The 22683-nt window shown below is 72.7% G+C and carries 16 protein-coding genes; 8 read left to right on the top strand and 8 right to left on the bottom strand.

The genetic code is table 11. From position 1 onward, the window contains the following. Window positions 1-29: 29 nt before the first annotated feature. From ACIRRS_RS29895 to ACIRRS_RS29905, 3 genes are all read right to left on the bottom strand, one after another. Window positions 30-347, bottom strand: coding sequence for a peptidase inhibitor family I36 protein (locus ACIRRS_RS29895; protein ID WP_402977127.1), 318 nt, complete (start codon window positions 345-347; stop codon window positions 30-32). Between the two features lie 259 nt (window positions 348-606). Beyond that, window positions 607-1146: a hypothetical protein gene (locus tag ACIRRS_RS29900; protein WP_402977130.1), complete on the bottom strand. Its 540-nt coding sequence runs from the start codon at window positions 1144-1146 to the stop codon at window positions 607-609. A 113-nt stretch (window positions 1147-1259) separates the two neighbouring features. Further along, window positions 1260-2114: an alpha/beta fold hydrolase gene (locus ACIRRS_RS29905; RefSeq protein WP_402977133.1), complete on the bottom strand. Its 855-nt coding sequence runs from the start codon at window positions 2112-2114 to the stop codon at window positions 1260-1262. 75 nt (window positions 2115-2189) lie between these two features. Here ACIRRS_RS29905 and ACIRRS_RS29910 point away from each other — a divergent pair, with 75 nt between their 5' ends. Next, window positions 2190-3158, top strand: coding sequence for a DUF5937 family protein (locus ACIRRS_RS29910; protein ID WP_402977136.1), 969 nt, complete (start codon window positions 2190-2192; stop codon window positions 3156-3158). 76 nt (window positions 3159-3234) lie between these two features. Then, entirely contained in the window at window positions 3235-3939 is a 705-nt protein-coding gene (locus tag ACIRRS_RS29915) for an SMI1/KNR4 family protein (RefSeq protein ID WP_402977139.1), read from the top strand. An 8-nt stretch (window positions 3940-3947) separates the two neighbouring features. Here the strand turns inward: ACIRRS_RS29915 and ACIRRS_RS29920 are convergent, their stop codons facing one another. The 4 genes from ACIRRS_RS29920 to ACIRRS_RS29935 form a co-directional block, all read right to left on the bottom strand. Then, window positions 3948-5159, bottom strand: coding sequence for an LLM class flavin-dependent oxidoreductase (locus ACIRRS_RS29920; RefSeq protein ID WP_402977142.1), 1212 nt, complete (start codon window positions 5157-5159; stop codon window positions 3948-3950). After that, a complete protein-coding gene (locus ACIRRS_RS29925; protein WP_402977145.1) occupies window positions 5156-6520 on the bottom strand; it encodes an NtaA/DmoA family FMN-dependent monooxygenase in 1365 nt (454 codons plus the stop codon). Before ACIRRS_RS29925 ends, ACIRRS_RS29920 begins: the two co-directional genes overlap by 4 nt. 52 nt (window positions 6521-6572) lie before the next feature. Further along, complete coding sequence (locus ACIRRS_RS29930) at window positions 6573-7817, bottom strand: MFS transporter (protein WP_402977148.1); 1245 nt, start codon at window positions 7815-7817, stop codon at window positions 6573-6575. A 63-nt stretch (window positions 7818-7880) separates the two neighbouring features. Beyond that, window positions 7881-8414, bottom strand: coding sequence for an SDR family NAD(P)-dependent oxidoreductase (locus ACIRRS_RS29935; RefSeq protein WP_402977151.1), 534 nt, complete (start codon window positions 8412-8414; stop codon window positions 7881-7883). A gap of 174 nt (window positions 8415-8588) precedes the next feature. Between ACIRRS_RS29935 and ACIRRS_RS29940 the strand changes: the two genes are divergently transcribed. Continuing rightward, on the top strand, window positions 8589-11738 hold the full coding sequence (locus ACIRRS_RS29940; protein ID WP_402977154.1) for a BTAD domain-containing putative transcriptional regulator: 3150 nt from the start codon (window positions 8589-8591) through the stop codon (window positions 11736-11738). Between the two features lie 622 nt (window positions 11739-12360). On the opposite strand, the gene ACIRRS_RS29945 is transcribed toward ACIRRS_RS29940, so the two are convergent. Further along, window positions 12361-13137, bottom strand: a complete 777-nt coding sequence (locus ACIRRS_RS29945; RefSeq protein WP_402977156.1) for a GntR family transcriptional regulator — start codon at window positions 13135-13137, stop codon at window positions 12361-12363. A 255-nt stretch (window positions 13138-13392) separates the two neighbouring features. Here ACIRRS_RS29945 and rfbB point away from each other — a divergent pair, with 255 nt between their 5' ends. From rfbB to ACIRRS_RS29970, 5 genes are all read left to right on the top strand, one after another. Then, window positions 13393-14391 (top strand): dTDP-glucose 4,6-dehydratase, encoded by a 999-nt coding sequence (gene rfbB / locus ACIRRS_RS29950; protein WP_402977159.1) that lies wholly within the window; start codon window positions 13393-13395, stop codon window positions 14389-14391. 44 nt (window positions 14392-14435) lie between these two features. Next, the gene (locus tag ACIRRS_RS29955) at window positions 14436-15602 is read left to right on the top strand and encodes an NAD(P)/FAD-dependent oxidoreductase (RefSeq protein ID WP_402977162.1); all 1167 of its coding nucleotides are present in this window, start codon (window positions 14436-14438) and stop codon (window positions 15600-15602) included. Between the two features lie 11 nt (window positions 15603-15613). Then, window positions 15614-16720, top strand: coding sequence for a DegT/DnrJ/EryC1/StrS family aminotransferase (locus ACIRRS_RS29960; protein ID WP_402977164.1), 1107 nt, complete (start codon window positions 15614-15616; stop codon window positions 16718-16720). A gap of 501 nt (window positions 16721-17221) precedes the next feature. Continuing rightward, complete coding sequence (gene dnaE, locus ACIRRS_RS29965; protein WP_402977167.1) at window positions 17222-20779, top strand: DNA polymerase III subunit alpha; 3558 nt, start codon at window positions 17222-17224, stop codon at window positions 20777-20779. 165 nt (window positions 20780-20944) lie between these two features. Beyond that, complete coding sequence (locus ACIRRS_RS29970) at window positions 20945-22681, top strand: ABC transporter permease (protein WP_402977170.1); 1737 nt, start codon at window positions 20945-20947, stop codon at window positions 22679-22681. The last annotated feature ends 2 nt before the right edge of the window (window positions 22682-22683 follow it).

A 22683-nucleotide genomic window follows, 5' to 3' on the forward strand; every position in this document is an offset into this window, starting at 1 on the left:
CCGCACCCGCCCGTCACGCCGAACGGTCGTCAGCTGTCGTCAACCATGTAGGAGTAGGACTTGAAGCTCAGCACCGGGTCACCGCTCTTCGGGGCAACCTTCTGCTTGTCCCCCCAAGGGCCGTCCTTGCTGTCGTAAACGACGATCGCCTTCTTCTCGGAGTGGTTGTACACCGACGTGAACGCCGGCAGACCCACCCACTTGTTGGACGGCTCCTCCGCCCTCACCAGCTTGTCGTAGTTGTATCCCTCATAGAAGCAAACCTTGCCCGCCGGGCAATCCTTGGGTGCTTCACCCATTCGATCCTCCTGGTGCTCCGAGCCGCGGAAGAATTTCTGCGCGACCATGAACCGATATTCAAAGATCGTTCACTGACGATCGTCATCGGTGTTTCCAGAGGAGCACAGGCGGATGGGGGCGGCCACTCGCATCGCGTGTTCCAGCGAGGCCGGAACCCGCCGGGAAAGCGGTCGCAGGGGCCTCGGGCAGGAAAGCCCGGATGCTTTCTGACCAGGCGCGATGCGAGTCCCGCGAAGGCGCGCGGGACCGGTCGGGGAGAGCACCCGAAGGATGCAGTCCACTCGAAGTCGCCGAGATCCGGCGGGCTCAGTCCTCGTCCATCCTGGACAGGGCGTCGCTGATCAGCCGGGTCGCGAAGTCGTGGTCGTCCCCCGCGACCCGGTTGACGTGCTCCGCCGTCATCACGGCCAGGGCCTCCAGCGGGTTCATCTCCGCCTTCGTCCAGGGCCCGTACTGCGCCCGCCACAGGTTGGGGCTCAGGCCGGTTCCGGCGGCGACGAGGAGGCCGGTCATGGTGGGGACGACCTCGGGCCTGAAGGTCTTGGGCATCATCCGCATCGTGCTGACCAGCGCCGGGACGACGTCCTCGACCACATCGCGGTCGTGGTCCTCGCAGGCTGCCCTGAGCCAGGTCATGTAGAGGTAGATCACGGTGCACGTGCCGTCCACCAACTCCGCGAGCCCACGGGCCCCGAGGGAGGCGGTCACCTGACGGACCAGGGCCTCCTGGCGGGCGTCCGTGGCGCCCCTGCCCTCGTAGACGGATTTCAGCCGGGAGTCGATCACCATCAGCGCCGTGCCGACGTCGCCGATGGGGGCGGATTCGGGACCACAGGTCGATGCCACTGTCTTCTCCTCTGACCGTTACGGCAGGTGGTGTTCCGCACCCGCAGCGTAGGCGGACGACCCGTTCCGCAGACGGGATTCGCCCCACCTTCACCCGTGCGTGCGACGGACCGTCAGCGGGCCCTGACGAGGAATCCCTCGACCGTGGCCGTGAACGCCCGCGGGTCGTCCAGCCACGGGTAGTGTCCGGCGCCCGGCTGGACGGCGAGGGTCACCGCGGGGAAGAGCGACGCGGCCCCGGCGGCGGCCTCTGCGGTGGGCCACAGGTCGACCTCGCCCACGAGGAGCAGCACGGGGCAGGCCAACTCCCCCAGACTTGCCAGCAGTTGCGCGGTGTCGGGCGTGTAGTCCCGGTAGAAGTGCTCGCTGACGGGCAGTGCGCGCTGGGCCGGATCGGCGGCGGCGTGGGCGCGGGCCGCCGCGTCCCAGCGGCCGTACATCAGCGGCTCGAAGGCGAGGCGGTACGGCGCGGCCTCCGCGAAGCTGGTCGCCGTCGTCATGTGCCGGTGCGCCTCCACGGCCTCGGCGTGCCAGGGCTCGGACGCGCGGGAGGCGATCACCTGCTCGACGCCGGTGTCGGAGGGCAGTCCGACGCCCGCGAAGGAGGGGTCGACGAGGGTCAGGCTGCTCAGCCGGTCGGGGTGGGCGGCGGCGTAGAGCATGGCGAGGCTGCCGCCGGCGGAGTGGCCGAGCAGGTCGACGCGCTCCAGGCCGAGGTGGCGGCGCAGCGCCTCGACGTCGGCCACCAGCCGGTCGACGCGGTAGGTGTCCGGGTCGGCGGGCGTCCCGGAGGCTCCGGTGCCGCGGGTGTCGGGCAGGATCAGGGTGCGGTGGGCGCCGAGCCCGCCGAGGTCCCCGAGGTACTCGGCGGCGCGGCCGGGGCCGCCGGGGAGGCAGAGCAGCGGCGGGCCGTCGCCGAGGGTGCGGAAGGCGAGCGTGGTTCCGTCGTACGAGGTGATGAACTCCATGGCGGACAGCCTGTGGCGAGGTGTCCGGGACCGGCTACCGTTCAGCCACGGCTAAACGATCAGGAAGTGACGGGCGTGGCGGTGGAGATCCGGCTCTCGGCGGCCGAGGTGGCGCGGGTGCGGCTCGCGGTGTCACCGCTGGCCGAGACGGTGCTCGGGGTACGGGCGGCGCTCGGCGTCGGCGGGCACGAGGTGCACCGGCCGTGGGTGCGCGAGGCGGAGCGCGCGCTGGCCGGGGAGCCGGGGGCGCCGCTGCTGCGGGCGCTGCTGGAGGGCTGCCTGCCGTCCTTCCTGTTCCCGGTGCCGGAGGAGCGCCTGCCCGCCTTCGAGGCCGAACTGGCCGTCCTGCGGGCGACGGACCGGGCGTACGTCGCGGCGGAGTGCGCCGCCGCGCTGGGCGCCCGGGCCGCCGAACTGCCGGGGCCCCAGGAGCTGTTGGAGCGGGTCGGCGACGCGCTCGCCCGCCTCCACGCCCGGCTGCTGGCCCCGCACTGGGGCCGCATGCGGGCGGTGCTGGAGGCCGATCTGAGCCGGCGGGCGGTGGCCCTGGTCGACGGCGGGCTGGAGGGGCTCTTCGCGCAGCTGCACGCCGATGTGGTGTGGCGGGAGGGCGGGCTGGTGGTGCACGGGCGCCGCCGCGCGGGCTCGGTGTGGACGGTCGAGGCGCTCGGGCACGGGCTGGTGCTGATGCCCTCCGTCTTCGGCTGGCCCGACGTCATCGTGGACTACTCCCCGCGCACCGCCGCCTCCGTCCGCTACCCGGCCGCCGGGGTCGGCCTCCTCTGGGAGCGGCCCAGGGCGACCTCCTCCGGCCTGGACGCCGTCCTCGGGCGCACCCGCGCCGCCCTCCTCGCCGCCCTCGGCGAACCCCTGAGCACCCCCGACCTGGCCACCCGCCTCGATGTCACCCCCGGCGCCGTCTCCCAGCACCTCGGCGCCCTCCGCGGCGCCGGCCTGGTCACCACCCGCCGCACCGGCCGCACCGCCCTGCACCTGCGCACGTCCACGGCCACCACCCTCCTCGGCGAGACCGCCCGTTCGTAGGTTGCCCCCGGGCCGTCCCGCTTGGCACGATCGGTGCTGATCAGCAGGTCAGAGCCGTGGAGACAGGTGGAGACAGGTGGAGACGGGGGCAGGGGTGGACTGGTCGGGGGTGCGCGAGCGGGTCCTGGCGCTGCGGGAGGCGCCGTCCGCCGGGAAGGTGTTCGGCGCGTCCGGGCACGGCTTCCGGCTGGAGCCGCCGCTGAGCGAGAGCGACGTGGCCTCGGCCGAGGCGGAGTTCGGGGTCGCGTTCCCCCCGGCGTACCGCGGCTTCCTCCTGGAGGTGGCCGCGGGCGGCGCCGGGCCCGACTACGGCCTCCACCCGCTCCGCCGCGACGCGCAGGGGTGGCACTGGGCCGACGAGCGCGGCCACCGCGAGGTCAACCCGCTGCTGGCGCGGCCCTTCCCGTCCGCCGCCGAACGCGACCGCTGGGAGGAGGACTACGACGCCCGCGAGCCGCGCGAGCAGGACTTCCCGGACGAGGAGTCGTACCGCGCGGCCTTCGACGCCCGGGACGAGGAGTGGGAGCGGATCTCCGAGGCGATGACGGCCGGAGCCGTCCGCCTCGGCCACCAGGGCTGCGGCTACTACACCTGGCTCACCGTCACCGGCCCGCGCAGCGGCAGCCTGTGGAACGACCTCCGGGCGGCCGACTCGGGGTTCGAGGAGGTCGACCTCGGGCCGGAGGGCACCGACTTCCGTGTCTGGTACCTGAACTGGCTCGCCCGGGCCGCCCGCGAGGCGCACGTCGCCTCCTCGGGTCGGCCCGGACGCCACAGCTAGGGCCCGTCCTACCTCGTCCCCGCGTAGCGGCTCGCCGGGCGGGCCAGGCCGAGGTGGCCGCGCAGGGTCGTGGCCTCGTAGGCGGTGCGGAAGGCGCCGCGGCGCTGGAGTTCGGGGACGAGGCCCCTGGTGATCTGCTCCAGGTCGTGCGGCAGGGTGCCGGGGCGCAGGCGGTAGCCGTCGAGGCCGGCCTCGCGCCATTCCAGGAGGAGGTCGGCGAGCTCGGTGGGCGTGCCGGTGAACACCTCGGCGTCGGAGGCGAGTTCGGCGCCGTCGAGTTCGTCGAGGCGGGCCTTGCGCGCGGCGGCGGCGCCCGGTTCGCCGTCCAGGAAGACGAGAACCTCGGCGAAGCGCAGCAGCGGCCACGCCCCGAGGTCGCGCCCGGCGGCGGCCACGGCCTCGTCCACCTGCCCGAGGACGGCGGCCGTGCCCTCCCACGAGTGCGGGGTGATGAGGACGAGGTCGCTGGAGCGCGCCGCGAACGCGTACGGGACGGAGGCGTGGGCCAGGCTGGTCACCAGGGGCTGGCCCTGCGGGGAGCGCGGGGTGATGGAGGGGCCGCGCACCGAGAAGTGCTCGCCGGTGAAGTCGACGTGGTGGATCCGGTCGCGGTCGACGAACCGGCCGGTGGCCGCGTCGCGGATCTCGGCGTCGTCCTCCCAGCTGTCCCACAGCCGCCGGGCGGCCTCCACCACGTCCACGGCCTCGTCGAAGAGCGGGCGCATCCGCCAGGCGATGAGCTCCGGGTCGCGGACGTCCTCCTCGGTGAGCTGCGGCGTCGTGCGGCGGCCGACGTGGGCGGCGTCGGCGGCGCGGGAGGCGATCTGCGGGCGCACCCCGGCGCGGCCCTCGCTGGCGTGGTCGAGGGTGGCGATGTTCACGGCCGTGTGGAAGGGCTCGGTGTGGGTGACGTTGACGGTCGGGACGAGGCCGAGCCGGGTGGTGAGCGGCGCCAGGAAGGAGGCGATCAGCGCCGCGTCCAGGCTGCCGCGGACGCGGCCGGTGTCCTCGTCGGGCCGGTGGAAGGCGGTGGTCTGGAGGCCGAGCGCGTCCTCGACGGTGACGAAGTCGAGCAGGCCGCGTTCGGCCTCGGCGGCGAGGTCGGCCCAGTAGGCGGCGGTGAACAGTTCGCCGGGCCGGGCGCCCTCGGCCCGCCAGGCGGCCGGGTGCCAGCCGGCGCCGTCGAGGGCGACGGCGAGGTGCAGCGGGGGCGGGGTCACGGGGTCTGTCCCTTCTCCAGGGGCGCGAGCCCCAGGTGGTCGCGCAGTGTCGTGCCGGTGTACGCGCGCCGGTGCACGCCCTTGTCCTGGAGCAGCGGCACGACCCGGTCGACGAACTCGTCCAGGCCGGTCGGGGTGAGGTGCGGGACGAGGACGAAGCCGTCGGCGCCGTCGGTCTGCACGAAGTGGTCGATCCGGTCGGCGACGGTCTGCGGGGAGCCGACGAAGGTCTGCTGGGCTCCGTCGACCTCGATGACCAGGTCGCGGATGCTCAGCCCGCGCTCCTCGGCGAGGGCGCGCCAGCGGCGGGCGGTCTCGGCGCGGTCGCGGCGGAAGACGGAGTGGCCCTTGAGGGTCTGCGCCTCGCCGTCGGGGTCGATGTCCGGCAGCGGGCCGTCCGGGTCGTAGGCGGAGAGGTCGCGGCCCCAGACGGCCTCCAGGTGGGCGATCGCCGTCCGGGGGCTGACCTGGGCGCGGGTGATCTCGGCGGCGAGGGCCTTCGCCTCCTCGTCGGTGTCGGCGACGACGACGCTGGCCGTGGGCAGGATCTTCAGCTGCTCGGGCGTGCGGCCGTGGTCGGCGAGGCGGCGCTTGACGTCCCGGTAGAACTCCCGGGCCTGGTCGAGCCGGTTGTACTTGCTGAAGATCACCTCGGCCTCGGCGGCGGCGAACTCGCGGCCTGCGTCGGAGTCCCCGGACTGGATGATCACCGGGTGGCCCTGCGGGGAGCGGGGGGTGGTGAAGCGTCCGGAGATGTCGAAGTGCCGCCCCCGGTGGGCGAATCGGCCGACCCCGGGCCGTACGTACTCCCCCGACGCCGCGTCGGCGCGGACGTCCCCGTCGGCCCAGCTGTCCCACAACTCCCGTGCCGTGGTGAGGAACTCGGCAGCCCGGCTGTAGCGGTCGCGCTCCTCCAGGAAGGCGCCGCGCCGGAAGTTCTCGCCGGTGAAGGCGTCAAAACTGGTGACGATGTTCCAGGCGGCGCGCCCACCGCTGAGGTGGTCCAGGGTGGCCAGCCGGCGGGCGAGTTCGTAGGGCTCGTTGAAGGTGGCGTTGACGGTCGCGGCGAGGCCCAGCCGGCTGGTGACGGCGGCCAGGGCGGTCAGCTGGGTGAGGTTGTCGGGGCGGCCGACCACGTCCAGGTCGTAGACCTCGCCCTTGTGCTCGCGCAGGCGCAGGCCCTCGGCGAGGAAGAAGAAGTCGAACAGGCCGCGTTCGGCGGTCCGCGCGAGGTGGCGGAAGGACTCGAAGGCGATCTGGCTCTTCGAGCGCGGGTCGGCCCACAGGGTGATGTTGTGGATCGCGGGCAGCTGCACCGCGAGGTGCACCTGGCGGCGTCCGGGGGGCAGGGGTTGGGGCATGAGAGAGATCCTCCGGAGGGAGTCGCGTCGGACGGGTCGTGGGGCGGTCTCGTCAGGGGCGCGCCAGGTCCGCCGCCGGCCTCTTGGCCGGGAAGCCGTGGCCCCGGGCGAGCACCACCACGGCGATCACCGGCAGCATCAGCAGCAGCGCGCTCCGGGGCAGGGCGTCCGTCCCGCTCACGTCCAGCAGCACGCCGCCGATCACACCGCCGCCCGCCATCGCCACGTTCCACAGCGTCACCAGCATGGCCTGCGCCGCGTCCGCCGCCTCCTCGCCGCCTGCCTCGCCCGCCGCGGTCTGCAGCAGGGTCGGCACGCCGCCCCAGCCCAGGCCCCACAGCACGGCGGCCACGTACACCAGCGCGCTCCGGTCGGCGAGCAGCGCCAGCACCGCCGCGGCCACGGCGACCAGCAGCGCGCCGGCCACGGTCAGCGCCCGCAGGCGGCGGTGGATCTGCGCGCCGACGATCCAGATGCTCGCCAGCGAGGCCGCACCGAACACCAGCAGCACGAGGTCCGTGTTACCGCCCATCCCGAGGTGGTCGAGGAAGGTGGCGATGTACGCGTAGATGATGGTGTGCGCCAGCACGAACACCAGGGTGACGAACAGGATCGCGGCCACACCGGGCACCCGCAGGGCGTGCAGCATCCTCGGCCGCTCACCGCGCGCCTGGCCCGCGAAGTCCGGTACGGCGGCGGCGATCCAGGCCAGCAGCAGCAGGGTCAGCGCCGTCATCACCAGGAACGCCACCCGCCACCCGGCCACCTTGCCGAGGAACGTCCCGGCCGGCACGCCCACCGACAGCGCCACCGGGATGCCCGCCATCGCGATGGCGATCGCCCGGCCCTGCAACTGCGGCGGGGCCAGCCGCCGCGCGTACCCGGCCAGCAGCGCCCAGGCCACGCCCGCCGCGATGCCCGCGACGAACCGGGCCACCATGGTCAGGCCGTAGACGGAGGACACGGCGGTGACGGTGTTGGCCACGGCGAAGCCGGCCATCGAGGTCAGCAGCAGCCGCTTGCGGCGCCAGGCGGAGGTCAGCGCCGTCAGCGGGATGGCGGTGAGCGCCGTGCCGAGCGCGTAGATCGTGACCGTCTGCCCGGTCGCGGACTCGCTCACGCCCAGGTCGCGGCTCATCGCGGGCAGCAGGCCGGCGGGCAGGGTCTCGGTGAGGCTGGTGAGGAAGACGGCGGTGGCCAGGGCCAGCAGGGCGAGCATCGGCAGCTTCTGCGCCTCTGCGCCCTGCGGTGGCGCCGCCCGGTCGGTCTTCGCCGCCGAATCGGCTGCGGTGCTCATGGAGGTGCTCCAGGGTTGTCGCGGACGGGAGTTGTGGACGGGAGTTGTGGTGGGACGCGGGCCTCAGGGTGAGCCGAGGCCGCCGTCGACGGGCAGGCGGGCGCCGGTGGTGAAGGTGGCCTCCGTCGCCAGGAACAGCGCGGCCCGGGCCACCTCCTCGACGGCGCCGAGGCGGCCCATCGGCGGCAGGGGAACGGCGCCGCCGGGCGCCTCGATACAGCCCGGCGCCACGGCGTTGACGCGCACACCCCGGGAGACCAGCTCCCCGGCGAGCACGCGCACGGCGGCGGGCTCCGGCTCGGGCGCCGTCAGCACGACCGCGCCGCCGTCCCTCAGGTGTGCCAGCAGCGGACGGGCGGTGGCCACGGTGTCGGCGAACAGCAGGTCGACACCCTCCGGCCCCAGGCCGGCGCCCAGCTCCGACGGGGCCACCACCCGGGCGCTGGAGCCCAGTTCGGCCTCCGGCCCCTCGACGTCGCGAGCCGTCAGCACGACCCGGGCGCCGCCCTCCACCAGCCGCTTGGCGATGGCCAGGCCGATCCCGGTGGCCTCCGCCTCCCCGACCACGACGGCCGTCCGGCCCGCGTACCTGGTCATGCGCTCGCTCCCTCGCGTACCGGAGCGCACGCTGCGACCCGGCCGCCACGAGAGTGCGCCGGGCCGCTTCGGGAAACCTTCGGACCGGCTGACGGCCGCTTCGGGGCCGCCCCCGAGGGCCCTGAACCGGGCGGCCGTCCAGCGGCGAGATCACGCTGACGTACAGTGACGCGCATGCGGTTCGGGGTGCTCGGCCCACTGACGGTGTGGGACGACGACGGGGTGGCCATCAGCGTTCCGGAGACGAAGGTCCGGGCGCTGCTCGCCGACCTGCTCGCCCACGACGGCGGCCCGGTCTCCGCCGGCCGCCTCATCCTCGACCTCTGGGGCGACAACCCGCCCGGGCGTCCCACGGGCTCCCTCCAGGCCAAGGTCTCCCAACTGCGCCGGGCCCTCGGCCGCGACCGCGTCGTCCACCAGCCCGCCGGCTACCGCCTCCACCTCGACGCCGACACCGACGAGATCGACGCCGCCCGCTTCCTCCGCCTGGCCGACCGCGCCCGCGGGGCCGCCGACCCCGCCGCCCGGGCCGCCCTCCTCACCGAGGCCCTCGACCTGTGGCGCGGCCCCGCCTACGCGGACTTCGCCGACCAGGAGTTCGTCCGCGCCGCCGCCGACCGCCTCACCGAACAGCGCCTCACCGTCCTCGAGGAACAGGCCGAGGCCCGCCTCGCCGCCGGCGACCACGCCCTCCTCACCGGCGAACTCGCCGACCTGACCGCCCGCCACCCCCTGCGCGAACGCCTGCGCGCCCTCCAGATCCGGGCCCTCTACGCCTCCGGCCGCCAGAGCGAGGCGCTCGCCGCGTACGAGGACCTGCGCACCCGCCTCCTCGACGACCTCGGCGTCGACCCGAGCCCCGAACTCGCTGCCCTGCACCGGGCGGTGCTGCGCCAGGCGCCTGAACTGACCCCCGCCCTACTCCCCACCGCCTCCTCCCACCTGCCCGCCTCCCTCACCCCGCTCATCGGCCGCGACGAGGCCCTCGCCCACCTCGCCCGACTCCTGCGCACCGCCCGCCTGGTGACCCTCAGCGGCCCGGGCGGCGTCGGCAAGACCCGCCTCGCCGTCGCCGCCGCCGACGCCGTCCGCTGCGAGGACCTGCCCGACGGCACCTGGTTCGTCGAGTTCTCCGGCCTGCGCCACGGCACGGCCACCGAACTCGCCCAGGTCGTCGCCTCCACCCTCGGCATCAGCGACCACGCCCCCGCCGCCCTGTCCGTCTCCGGCACCGGCAGCCCCTCCCCCGCCCACCACCTCGCCTCCGTGCTACGCGACCGGCGCGCCCTGCTCGTCCTCGACAACTGCGAACACGTCGTCGACGCCGCCGCCGACCTCGCCACCCTCCTGCTGAGCACCGCACCCGGCCTGCGCGTGATGACCACCAGCCAGGAACCCCTCGGGCTCCCCGGCGAGGAGGTGTTCCTCGTCGAACCACTGCCCACCGAGGAGGCCGTACGGCTGTTCACCCAGCGCGCCGCCGCCGCGGCCCCCGGCTTCTCCCCGGCCCCCTCCGACCTGGCGGCCGTCGCCGAGATCTGCCGCCGCCTCGACGGCATCCCGCTCGCCCTCGAACTCGCCGCCACCCGCGTACGGGCCCTGGGCGTCCACGAGTTGGCCGCCCGCCTCGGCGACCGCTTCCGGCTCCTCACCACCGGCCGGCGCGGCGCCCCCGGACGCCAGCAGACCCTGCGCGCCGTCATCGACTGGAGCTGGGAACTCCTCAGCGCCCCCGAACGCATCGTCCTGCGCCGCCTCGCCGCGTTCAGCGACGGCTGCGACCTCCGGGCCGCCGAAGCCGTCTGCGCGGGCGACGGCGTCACCGCGCCCGAAGTGCCCGAGCTGCTGATCCGGCTCGTCGACCGCTCCCTGGTCGTCGTCGTCCCCGGCCCCACCGGCCCCCGCTACCGCCTCCTCGAATCCGTCGCTGCCTACGCCACCGAACGCCTCCACGAGATGGAGGACCTCACCGCCGTCCGCGACCGCCACCTCGCCCACTACCTCGCCCTCGCCGAACGCGCCGAACCCGAACTGCGCCGCGCTGGACAGCGCTCCTGGCTCACCCGCCTCGACGCCGAATCCGGCAACCTCCTCGCCGCCCTGGACGAGGCGCTGCGCCGCGCCCCCGCCGAGGCCGTCCGGCTCGCCACCGCGCTCGCCTGGTGGTGGCTCGTCCGCGGCCGCCTCACCCAGGCACGGCGCAGCCTGCGCGCCGTCCTCGACGCGGCCCCGCCGTCCGGGACCGCCGAACTCTCCACCCTCCACACGGCGTTCACCCTCCTCACCGGCGCCCACGACCCCGCCACCCCCGCCCCGGACGGCGACGGCCTCTGCGACCCCACCCGCCGCGCCCGCGCCCTGTGGCTCTGCGCGTACGGCCTCTTCAGCGCCGGAGCCGTCGACGCCGGCGCCGACCTCAACGACCGCGCCCTCGCCCTCTTCACCGCCTCCGGCGACCAGTGGGGCACCGCCGCCGCCCTCGGCCTGCGCGCCACCCTCGCCCTCATCCGCGGCGACCTCGACGGCCTCGGCCGCGACGGGCTGCGCAGCGCCGCCCTCTTCCGCGAACTCGGCGACCGCTGGGGCGAACTCCAGACCGTCTCCCCCCTCGCCGCCCTCGCCGAGATCAAGGGCGACTACCAGGAAGCCGAACACCGCCAACTCGACGGCCTGCGCATCGCCCGCGAACTCGACCTCGCCGCCGAGGTCTCCGCCCGCACCTCCGGCCTCGGCCGCCTCGCCCTCCTCGCCGGCGACTGGGACCGCGCCCGCGACCTCCACGAACAGGCCCGCCGCGGCGCCACCGAACAGGGCTACAAGTACGGCGAGATCCACGCCGAGATGGGCCTCGCCCTCGGCGCCCGCCGCTCCGGCGACCTCGACGCCGCCGAAACCCACCTCCACCACCTGCGCGACGGCTACGCCGACGTCTCCTCCCTCGCGGGCGACCACCTCGTCCACGCCGAACTCGGCTTCCTCGCCGAACTCCGCGGCGACGCCGCCGCCTCGGCCGCCCACCACCTCCGCGGCCTCGCCGTCGCCCACACCCTCGCCGAACCCCGCGCCCTCGCCCTCTCCCTCGAAGGCCTCGCCGGCGCCGCCAGCCTCCACCCCACCCCCGAGGCCGCCCACACCGCCGCCCTCCTCCTCACCGCCGCCGACACCGCCCGCCGCACCGTCGACGCCCCTCTCCCCCTGGCCGAACGCACCGACGTCAACCGCATCACCACCCGCCTCGGCCCCACCCCCCAGGTCCCCCACCTCCCTCCGGCCCAGGCCCTCCACGCCGCCGCGGCGGTGCTGGCGGCTCTGGCCTTTCGGTAGGCTTCGCGACGGACAACTCGCGCTGCAGCAAAAAGAGACGACACCCACTCGAACTGAATCAACGGGCACCCCCTGACGCCCATCCCCCAGCTCACAAAGCCTCCGCCCCGCGCCCGCGGGGATCGCTCCCAGGAGGAGATCGCGGAGAGCTTGGCCCGGAGCTCCGCCCCGCGCTCGCGGGGATCGCTCCGGGCGCATCGGCTACGAGCTGCGTGACGGCTGCTCCGCCCCGCGCTCGCGGGGATCGCTCCATGAAGCCGGGCACGGGGAAGGCCACCTCGGCCTCCGCCCCGCGTGCCCGGGGATTACTCCTGGATCGCGAAGAGCTCCGGCGAACTTGCCTCCTCCCCGATCGCGGGGATCGCTCCCAGGCCGTGACATCGTTGACCGCGCCGCCGAACTCCGCCCCGCACACGCGGGGATCGCTCCATCTGCGTGGTCGCGGTCTGGAGGCAGAGCACTGCCCCGCGATCGCGGGGACCCCCGAGATCGGCCAGTCCGCTCCGCCCAGTGCCGGCTCCCCCGCCGCGCGGGGGAGCCGGCCGGCACCGCTCCGTCTACTCCACCGGTCCGATGAACGGACTATGGACTTTCTGAGACTCGGGACAGTAGCGGCCTGCGCTCACCGGCCGAGGGCCCCGGTCGGCCAGGCGGCGGAGGGGTCACGGGCGACGGAGTACCCGATCTCGAAGCCCGCGGCGGACATGAGCGTGTCGTTGACCTCGACGACGACGTCGGCCGGACTGGTCGCGGTGCGCACGATCCGCAGCAGCGGGGTACCCCGGGGCAGTTCGAGGGCTTCGGCCTCGTCGGGGGCGGGCATGCGGGCGCTGATCGTCTCGTGCCAGGACAGCGGGCCGTGGCCGAGGTCGTGCTCCAGCAGATCGTAGATGCCGCCGGGGCCGGTGTCCGGCTGCTCCAGACGGGTGCCGCGCGCAATGGCGGCGGGGAGGTAGCTGGTCGCGAGCTGGGTCGGGCGGTTGTCGGGGGCGCCCATCAGGCGGCCCCGATGCAGCACCTCCTCCAGCGGCCCGACGCCGAGCAGGACGGTGACGTCGCGCGGCGCCGGCCCCCAGCCGATGCCGGTGGGGCGCAGCGCGATCCAGTCCTGAGCGGCGGGGTCGAAGAAGTAGCCTCGTTCGTCCCGGAAGACCTGGCGGGCGCGGGTGAGGCGCTGGCGTTCGGGCAGGTCCCGGACGACGGTGCCGCGTCGGCGGACGACTTCGACGAGACCCTCCTCGACGAGGAGGGCGACGGCCTGGCGGACGGTGTCCTTGGCGATGCCGTACTGGGCGGCGAGGTCGGTGAGCTTGGGGAGGACGCTGTTGGGTGGGTAGGTGCCGTCGAGGATGGCGGTGCGCAGGTCGGCCGCGAGGCGGCGGTAAGCGGGTGTGGTCACGAAAGGCTCCCGGGGCGGTCGGCGGGGCAGACTGGTCCTATTAGTACTAGCCCTATTGACAGGCCATCGAACCTCTAGGACATTAGAGCTAGAACTAACGCTAAGTGGCCAAACTTACACGGACAGCTCACTCCGTTCGCACGAACCGCCGCCCGGAAGACCGCGAAAGGCGAGGGGCGAAAGCCCAACTCCCATGGAGAACAGCTGATCTGACGATTCGTCGGACCGGTGCGTCGCGCCGTAGTATGCGGCGCCATGAGCACCAAGAAGATCCTCGTCACCGGGGGCGCCGGCTTCATCGGCGCCAACTTCGTCCGCTACACCGCCGAGCACCGCCCCGAGTACCGCATCACCGTCCTGGACGCTCTCACCTACGCGGGCAACAAGGACAACCTGGCCGGCCTCGACGGTGTCGAGCTGGTCGTCGGCGACGTCTGCGACCGCGACCTCGTCGACCGCCTCACCGCCGACACTGACGTGGTCACGCACTTCGCCGCCGAGTCCCACGTCGACAACAGCCTGTACGACCCTGAGCCGTTCGTCCGCACCAATGTCCACGGCACGTTCACCCTGCTGGAGGCCGTGCGGCGCCACGGAAAGCGCCTGCACCACATCTCCACCGACGAGGTCTTCGGAGACCTCCCCGTCGGCAGCACCGACCTGTTCACCGAGAACAGCCCGCACAACCCCTCCTCGCCGTACTCGGCGACGAAGTCCGGCTCCGACATGCTGGTGCGCGCCTGGGCCCGCTCCTACGGCGTGCACGCCACCATCTCCAACTGCGCCAACAACTACGGCCCCTACCAGCACCCCGAGAAGTTCATCCCCCGTCAGGTCACCAACCTCCTGACCGGCGAACGCCCCCGCGTGTACGGCGACGGCACCAACGTGCGCGAGTGGACCCACGTCGACGACCACAACGCCGCCGTCCACACCATCCTCGACCATGGCACCGCAGGCGAGACCTACCTCATCGGCTCCTCCGCCGAGCGCTCCAACCGCGAGATCGTCGAGCTGATCCTCGAACTCCTCGGCCACCAGGCCGACGCCTACGACCACGTCGCCGACCGCCCCGGCCACGACCTGCGCTACGCCAACGACAGCTCCAAGCTCCGCGCCCTCGGCTGGAGGCCCCGCTACGGCGACCTCCGCCAGGGCCTCGCCGACACCATCGCCTGGTACCGCGACAACCAGCCCTGGTGGCAGACCCACAAGACCATCGCCGAGACCAAGTACGCCGAGATCGGGCGCTGACCCCCCGGACACGGGGCCGGCCGCCCGGGAAGGGAACCGACCCCGTGTCCACCAGGACCCTCATCGTGGGCGCCGGCATCACCGGCCTGCTCACCGCCCTGCGCCTGGCCCGCGCAGGCCACCACGTCACCGTCATGGACGCCGGCCGCATCGGCTCCGGCGCCACCGGCGCCAACCACGGCATGCTCCACTCCGGCGCCATGTACGCCCGCCAGTCCCCGCACGTCGTCACGGACTGCAAACACGCGGCCGAGTTCTACGCCCTCCTCGCCCCCGACGCCCACGTACCCGCCGACGACGCCGTCTACGTCCTCAACCCCGCCGACGAGCACGCCTTCCGCACCGCCCTGGACACCCACCACCTGCCCCACCGCACCGTCAAGGCCGCCGACCTGCCCCACCTGCGCCCCGACGCCCTCACCGGACAGCACCTGATCGCCGTCAACGAGCGCACGCTCTCCTCCCGCCGCCTCCTGCTGGCCGTCACCGCCCAGTGTCTGGCCGCCGGAGTGCGCCTCGTCCTCGGCACAGCCGCCCACGCCGTCCACGCCCCCGGAACCCACGCGAGCGCCGTCGTCACCGGCGACGGCAACCACCTGACCGCCGACCACATCGTCCTCGCCGCCGGCCTGGGCACCGCCCGCCTCCTCGCCGGCCTCGGCTCCGTCCACGCCGCCGACCTGCACTCCCGCCTCGACATGATGATGCACCTGCCCGGCCACCTGCCCGCAGGCGTCATCTACACCCACCAGGGCGGCCCCGTCGTGATGCCCGCCCACGGCGCCGTCCTCGCCTCCCTCTACGGCGGCGTCCAGCCCCCCGTCACCGGGTGCCGCTCCTACCCCGTCACCTGCGAGCGCACCGAACTCCTCCTCCACCAGCTCGGCCGCCTCCTCGAACCCGGCACCGTCGACCTGCCCAACGCCACCGCCTACGCGGTCGGCAAGACCGACTACACCGCCACCGCCGACACCCTCGCCGGACGCTTCAACCCCGGCTGGCACGTCATCAACCACGCCCGCAGTGAGGGCGTCCCCGGCCTGCACACCGTCCTGCCCGGCAAGATGACCCTCGCCGGCCACGCCTCCGCGCACTTCGCCGCCCAGATCCTCGGCCACCCCGTGCCCCTGCTCATCCACCCCCGCCCCGCCGTCGACGTCCCCGCCGGCCTGGTCTCCGTCGAACCCTGGGCCCCGGCCCTGGTTTCCTGAGGAGCAGCACCGTGCACACGACGATCCCGCCCTTCCGTGCCGAGTTCACCACCGCCCAGAAGGCCGACTTTCTCACCGCCGCCGCCCAGATCCTCGACTCCGGCCGCCTCACCCTCGGCCCCTACACCCGCCGCCTCGAAGACACCTTCGCCGCCCTCACCGGCACCAGCCACACCATCGCCGTCTCCTCCGGCACCAACGCCCTCGAGATCACCCTGCGCGCCCGGGGCCTCACCGGCGCCGACGTCCTGGTCCCCGCGAACACCAACTACGCCACCGCCGAAGCCACCATCCGAGCCGGCGCCCGCCCCGTCCTCTACGACACCGCGCTCACCGCCACCCTCGAGGCGATCGACACCGCCCGCACACCCCGCACCCGCGCCGTGATCCTCGTCCACATCGGCGGCCACATCACCCCCGACCTCGACAAGATCACCCACTACGCCGCCACCCACAACCTCACCATCGTCGAAGACGCCGCCCACGCCCACGGCTCCGCCACCAACGGCCGCCCGGCCGGCTCCCTCGGCACCGCCGCCGCGTTCTCCTGCTTCGCCACCAAGATCCTCACCACCGGCGAAGGCGGTCTCATCACCACCGACGACCCCCGCCTCGCCCAACTCACCCGCCAGTACCGCGACCAGGGCAAGCACCCCGACAACGGCCTCAACACCGTCTTCGGCAGCGCCTGGCGCCTGCCCGAACTCTCCGCCGCCCTCGGCCTCGCCCAGATCACCCACGCCCCCACCCCCATGCAGCGCGGCCACGACCTCCTCGTCACCTACGCCCAGCACATCCACCACCCCCAGGTGACCATCCCCTTCGAACCCGGCCACCGCTACAGCGGCCACAAGGCGATCGCCCAGCTCCCCACCCCCGCCCTGCGCAACCACCTCCACCAGCACCTCGTCACCACTGGCATCGCCCCCGCCCGCGGCGTCTACGACCACCCCCTCCACCACCAACCAGCCCTCGGCCTGACCGGCACCTACCCCCTCGCCGACCACTTCGCCGAAACCCACTTGTGCCTGCCCCTGTGGCCCGGCATCACCCCCGACCAACAGCGCCATATCATCGACACCGTCAACACCTGGCAACCTCCTCACCACCAGAACTGACAGAGGGCGGGGAGGCAGCCCTCCCCACCGTCGGCCCCGCGCTCGCGGGGATCGCTCCTGGTACTCCACGGTGATCAGCTCGCCCGGCTGCTCCGCCCCGCACTCGCGGGGATCGCTCCATCTGTGTGGTCGCGGTCTGGAGGCAGAGCACTGCCCCGCACTCGCGGGGATCGCTCCTGCATCGGGCCGACCGCCGCGTCGTACTTCGACTCCGCCCCGCGCTCGCGGGGATTGCTCCGTGAAGAAGTTCTCCCCGATGAATCGCGCTGTCGGCCCCGCGCTCGCGGGGACCTCTCCGAGATCGGCCAGTCCGCTCCGTCCGGTGCCGGCTCCCCCGCCGTGCGGGGGAGCCGGCCGGCACCGCCCCGGCCGACCCCACCGGTCCGATGAACGGACTCCCCTATCAGACTCCCGTCAAGCACCGCCACCCCCGGCGAGTCGCCCCCGCCCGTCGGATAGCCTGGACCGCTCCTGTCCGCGATCCCCGAGGAGCCCAGCGCCGTGTCGTCCGACAGCTTCGCGCACCTGCACGTCCACACCGAGTACTCGATGCTCGACGGGGCGGCGAAGAACGGCAAGCTGTTCGCCGAGGCGGAGAGACAGGGCATGCCCGCCATCGCGATGAGTGACCACGGCAACATGTTCGGCGCCTACGAGTTCTTCCACGCCGCCGCGAAGACGAGCGTGAAGCCGATCATCGGCATCGAGGCGTACGTGGCGCCCGGGTCGCGGCACCACAAGAAGCAGGTGTTCTGGTCCCCGGGCGGGCAGCGCCCGGCGAGCAGCGACGGCGAGGGCGGCAAGGACGTCTCGGGCGGCGGCCGCTACACCCACATGACCATGTGGGCGCAGAACGCGACGGGTCTGCGGAACCTCTTCAAGCTGTCCTCCCTCGCGTCGATGGAGGGCTACTACATGAAGCCCCGCATGGACCGCGAGCTGATCGCCGCGAACGCGACGGGCATCATCGCCACCACCGGCTGCCCCTCGGGCGAGGTGCAGACCCGGCTGCGGCTGGGGCAGTACGACGAGGCGGTGGCGGCGGCCGGCGCGTACCAGGACATCTTCGGCAAGGAGAACTACTTCCTGGAGCTGATGGACCACGGCCTGTCCATCGAGCAGCAGGTCCGCGAGGACCTGCTGCGCCTGGCCAAGCAGCTGAACATCCCGCTCCTCGCGACCAACGACTCGCACTACGTGACCGCCGACCAGGCGGACGCCCACGACAGCCTCCTCTGCGTCGGCGTGGGCAAGAACAAGGACGACCCGAACCGCTTCAAGTTCCAGGGCACCGGCTACTACGTGAAGACCTCGGAGGAGATGCGCGAGCTCTTCCGCGAGCTGCCGGAGGCCTGCGACAACACCCTGGCGATCGCCGAGCGGGTGGAGTCGTACGACGAGGTGTTCACCTACGTCGACCGGATGCCCCAGTTCGACGTGCCGGAGGGCGAGACCCAGGCCTCGTTCCTGCGCAAGAAGATCGCGGTCGGCCTCCAGCACCGCTACGGCGACAGCCCCTCCCAGGAGGTGCTGGACCGCGTCGAGCTGGAGATGGGCGTCATCACCCCGATGGGGTTCGACGCGTACTTCCTCGTGGTCGCCGACATCTGCCAGTACGGGCGCGACAACGGCATCCCCGTCGGCCCGGGCCGTGGTTCGGCGGCGGGCTCGATGGTGTCCTACCTCACGGGCATCACCCAGCTGGACCCGCTGGAGCACGACCTGCTCTTCGAGCGCTTCCTCAACCCCGAGCGCATCAACCCCCCGGACGTCGACATCGACTTCGACGACCGCCAGCGCGACCAGATGGTGCGCTACGTCACCGAGAAGTACGGCGCCGCGTACACGGCCCAGGTGAACACCTTCGGCACGATCAAGGCCAAGGCGGCCGTGAAGGACGCCAACCGCATCCTCGGCTACCCCTTCTCGATGGGCGACCGCATCACCAAGGCGATGCCGCCGGACGTCATGGGCAAGGGCGTGCCGCTGGCCGACCTGTTCAACGAGAAGCACCCCCGCTACAACGAGGGCACCGAGATCCGGGCGCTGTACGAGAACGAGCCGGACGTCAAGAAGATCATCGACACCGGGCTGGGCATCGAGGGCCTGATCCGCGGCACCGGCGTGCACGCCGCCGCGGTCATCCTCTCCTCCACCCCGCTGCTGGAACTGATCCCGCTGCACAAGCGGGACAAGGACGGCACGATCATCACCGGATTCGACTACCCGTCCTGCGAATCCATGGGCCTGATCAAGATGGACTTCCTGGGTCTGCGGAACCTGGGCATCATCGATCACTGCCTCAAGATCGTGAAGGCCAACCGGGGCGTCGACGTGGACATCGAGAAGGTCCCGATCGACGACCCCACCACCTACCAGCTGCTCGCCCGCGGCGACACCCTGGGCGTGTTCCAGCTCGACGGCGGCCCCATGCGCGCCCTGCTGCGGCTGATGAAGCCCACCGAGTTCGCCGACATCTCCGCCGTCTCCGCGCTGTACCGGCCGGGCCCGATGGGCATGAACTCGCACACGAACTACGCGCTGCGCAAGAACGCCCAGCAGGAGATCATCCCGATCCACCCGGAGCTGGAGGAGCCGCTCAAGGACGTCCTCGGCCCGACGTACGGCCTCATCGTCTACCAGGAGCAGGTGCAGCGAGCCGCACAGGTGCTGGCCGGCTACAGCCTCGGACAGGCCGACCTGCTCCGCCGCGCGATGGGCAAGAAGAAGAAGGAGGTGCTGGAGAAGGAGTTCGTCCCCTTCCACGCGGGCTGCAAGGAGCGCGGCTACTCCGACGAGGCCATCCAGGCGGTGTGGGACGTCCTCGTCCCCTTCGCCGGCTACGCGTTCAACAAGTCGCACTCGGCCGCGTACGGCCTGGTCTCGTACCAGACCGCCTACCTGAAGGCGAACTACCCCGCCGAGTACATGGCCGCCCTGCTCACCTCGGTGGCGGACGACAAGGACAAGATGGCCGTCTACCTGGCCGAGTGCCGGCAGATGGGCATCAAGATCCTCTCCCCGGACGTCAACGAGTCCGTCGTCGACTTCACCGCCGTCGGCAGCGACGTCCGCTTCGGCCTCAAGGCCGTGCGCAACGTCGGCGTGCCCGTGATCGAGTCGCTGATCAAGACCCGCGAGGAGAAGGGCAAGTACACCTCCTTCGCCGACTTCCTCGACAAGGTCGAGCTGGTCGCCTGTAACAAGCGCACCGTCGACTCCCTCATCAAGGCCGGCGCCTTCGACTCCCTCGACCACACCCGGCTGTCGCTCAGCACCGTGCACGAGAGCGCGATCGACGCCGTGACGGGCGTCAAGAAGCAGCAGGCGATCGGCCAGGACGACCTCTTCGGCAGCCTCGGCGGCGAGGACGACACCCCGACCATCGGGCTGGACTTCGACCTCACCGACCGCGAGTGGCCTCGCCGCCAACTCCTCAGCCTGGAACGGGAGATGCTCGGCCTCTACGTCTCCAGCCACCCCCTGGACGGCGCCGAGCACATCCTCGCCCGCAACCGCGACAGCTCGATGGCCGAACTCCTCGGCTCCGGCCGCACCGAGGGCGAGGTCCGCCTCGCCGGCCTGATCACCGGCGTCGACCGGCGCATCAACAAGGCCGGCAACGCCTGGGCGATCATCACCGTCACCGACCGCGACGCCTCCGTCGAGGTGCTGTTCTTCCCGGCGACGTACAACCTGATGTCCGCGCAGATGATCGAGGACAACGTCATCTCCGTGCGCGGCCGGCTCAACGAGCGCGACGGCTCGCTGAGCATCTTCGGCCAGGAGATCACCACCCTGGACATGTCCTCCGCCGAGCTCGGCACCAAGCCGCCCGTCCAGATCACCGTCCCCGCCGCCCGCATCACCCCGGAGACGGTGGCCGAGCTCAAGCTCGCCCTCCAGGCGCACCCGGGCGACGTGCCGGTGCGGCTGCTGACCACCAACTGGGACAAGGACACCCTGTACGAGCTCGGGTACCTGGTGAACCCGGACAACGGGCTCGCCTCGGACGTGAAGACCCTGCTCGGCAACCGCGCCTGGGCCGGGACGCTCTAAGCGCGGGACACCGACACGGCCGGCCCCCGGGTTCGGCCGTGTCGGTTCGGCCGTGTCGGTGAGTGTTCGCACGTCGGCCATCTCGATGCCCGCCCCCACGGCCCCCGCCGTGGTTCAGTACCGCCTGGGTACGGGCGGCGGCGGGCTGATCGGGTGGTGGTACGCATGGCGGGCCAGGGTGGTTTCCCCTCACGCGGGGTCCTGCGCAGGCCGGGGCTGCGGTGGGTGGACGTGCTCGTGGCGGGCGCGCTCGTCGCCCTGCTGTACGGGCTGCTGCGCCTGGCGCCCTCCCTGGACGCGCCGTTCCTGCCCGACCAGGCCCCGGCGACCGTCTCCACCGACGCCTCCGAGCTGCCCTACTACGCGGTGCGCTCCCTGCTGCGGATGTTCGTCGCCCTCGTCGCCTCGGTGCTGTTCACCTTCGTCTACGCGACGGCCGCCGCGCGGATGCGCCGGGCCGAGAAGGTGCTGCTGCCGGTGCTGGACATCCTGCAGTCGGTGCCGATCCTCGGCTTCCTCTCCGTCACGGTGACGGCCTTCATCAACCTCTTCCCCGGCTCCACCCTGGGCCTGGAGTGCGCGTCGGTCTTCGCCATCTTCACCTCCATGGCCTGGAACATGACCTTCGCCTTCTACGCCTCGCTGACCGCCCAGCCCCGCGAACTGGACGAGGCGGCCCGGGTGATGCGCCTGACGAAGTGGCAGCGGTTCTGGCGCCTGGACGTGCCCAGCGGCATGATCCCGCTGGTCTGGAACGGGATGATGAGCTTCGGCGGCGCCTGGTTCTTCCTCGCCGCCTCCGAGTCGATCAGCGTGCTGGGCCACCACTACGCGCTGCCCGGCATGGGTTCGTACGCGGCCACCGCCATCGCCGCCGGGAACCTCGGGCAGGTCGGGATCGCGATCGCCGTGATGGTCGTCATGGTGATCGGCGTCAACGTGCTGTTCTGGCGCCCGATGGTCGCCTGGTCGGAGCGCTTCCGCGTCGAGGAGTCGGAGGCCGCCGACCGCCCGCGCAGCGTCGTCCTGGACTTCCTGCGCCGCTCCAGCGTCCCCGAGCGCCTGGCCCGCCCGCTGCGCCCCGTCGGCCTCGCGCTGGACCGGGGCACCCGGGTCTTCGGCCTGGCCGAGCACCCGCTCTCGCGCACCGTCGCCCGGGAGCGCACCGGGGACGTGTTCTTCGCGGGCGCCGTCACCGCCGTCGTCGTGTACGGGGCCTGGCGGGCCTTCGACTACCTGCACACCACCGTCGGGCTGGGCGAGTTCGGGCACGCCTTCTGGCTGGGCGCGCTCACCTTCGGCCGGGTGATCCTGCTGCTGGTGGTCGCCACCGCGGTGTGGGTGCCGATCGGGGTGTGGATCGGGATGAACCCGAAGGTGACGCGGTTCGCGCAGCCGGTGGTGCAGGTGCTGGCGAGCTTCCCCGCGAACTTCCTCTTCCCGTTCGCCACCGCCGCGTTCGTCGCCGTCGGCATCTCGCTGAACGCCGGCTCGATCCTGCTCATGGCCCTCGGCGCGCAGTGGTACATCCTGTTCAACGTGATCGCCGGCGCCTCCGCGATCCCCTCCGACCTGCGCGAGGCGATGACCAACTTCCAGGTCACGGGGCGGCTGCGCTGGCAGGCGTTCATCCTGCCCTCCGTCTTCCCGTACTACGTCACCGGCGGGATCACCGCGGCCGGCGGCGCCTGGAACGCCTCGATCGTCGCCGAGGTCGTCGACTACGGCGACCACCACCTGACCGCCAGCGGCCTCGGCGCGTACATCACCGACGCCACCGCGACCGGGGAGTTCCCGAAGATCCTGGTCGGCATCACGGTGATGAGCTTCTACGTCGTCGCCCTCAACCGGCTGCTGTGGCGCCGCCTCTACCGCCTCGCCGACTCCCGCTACGCGCTCTGACC

This window comes from Kitasatospora sp. NPDC101183 (assembly GCF_044767945.1).
Classification (GTDB): Bacteria; Actinomycetota; Actinomycetes; order Streptomycetales; family Streptomycetaceae; genus Kitasatospora.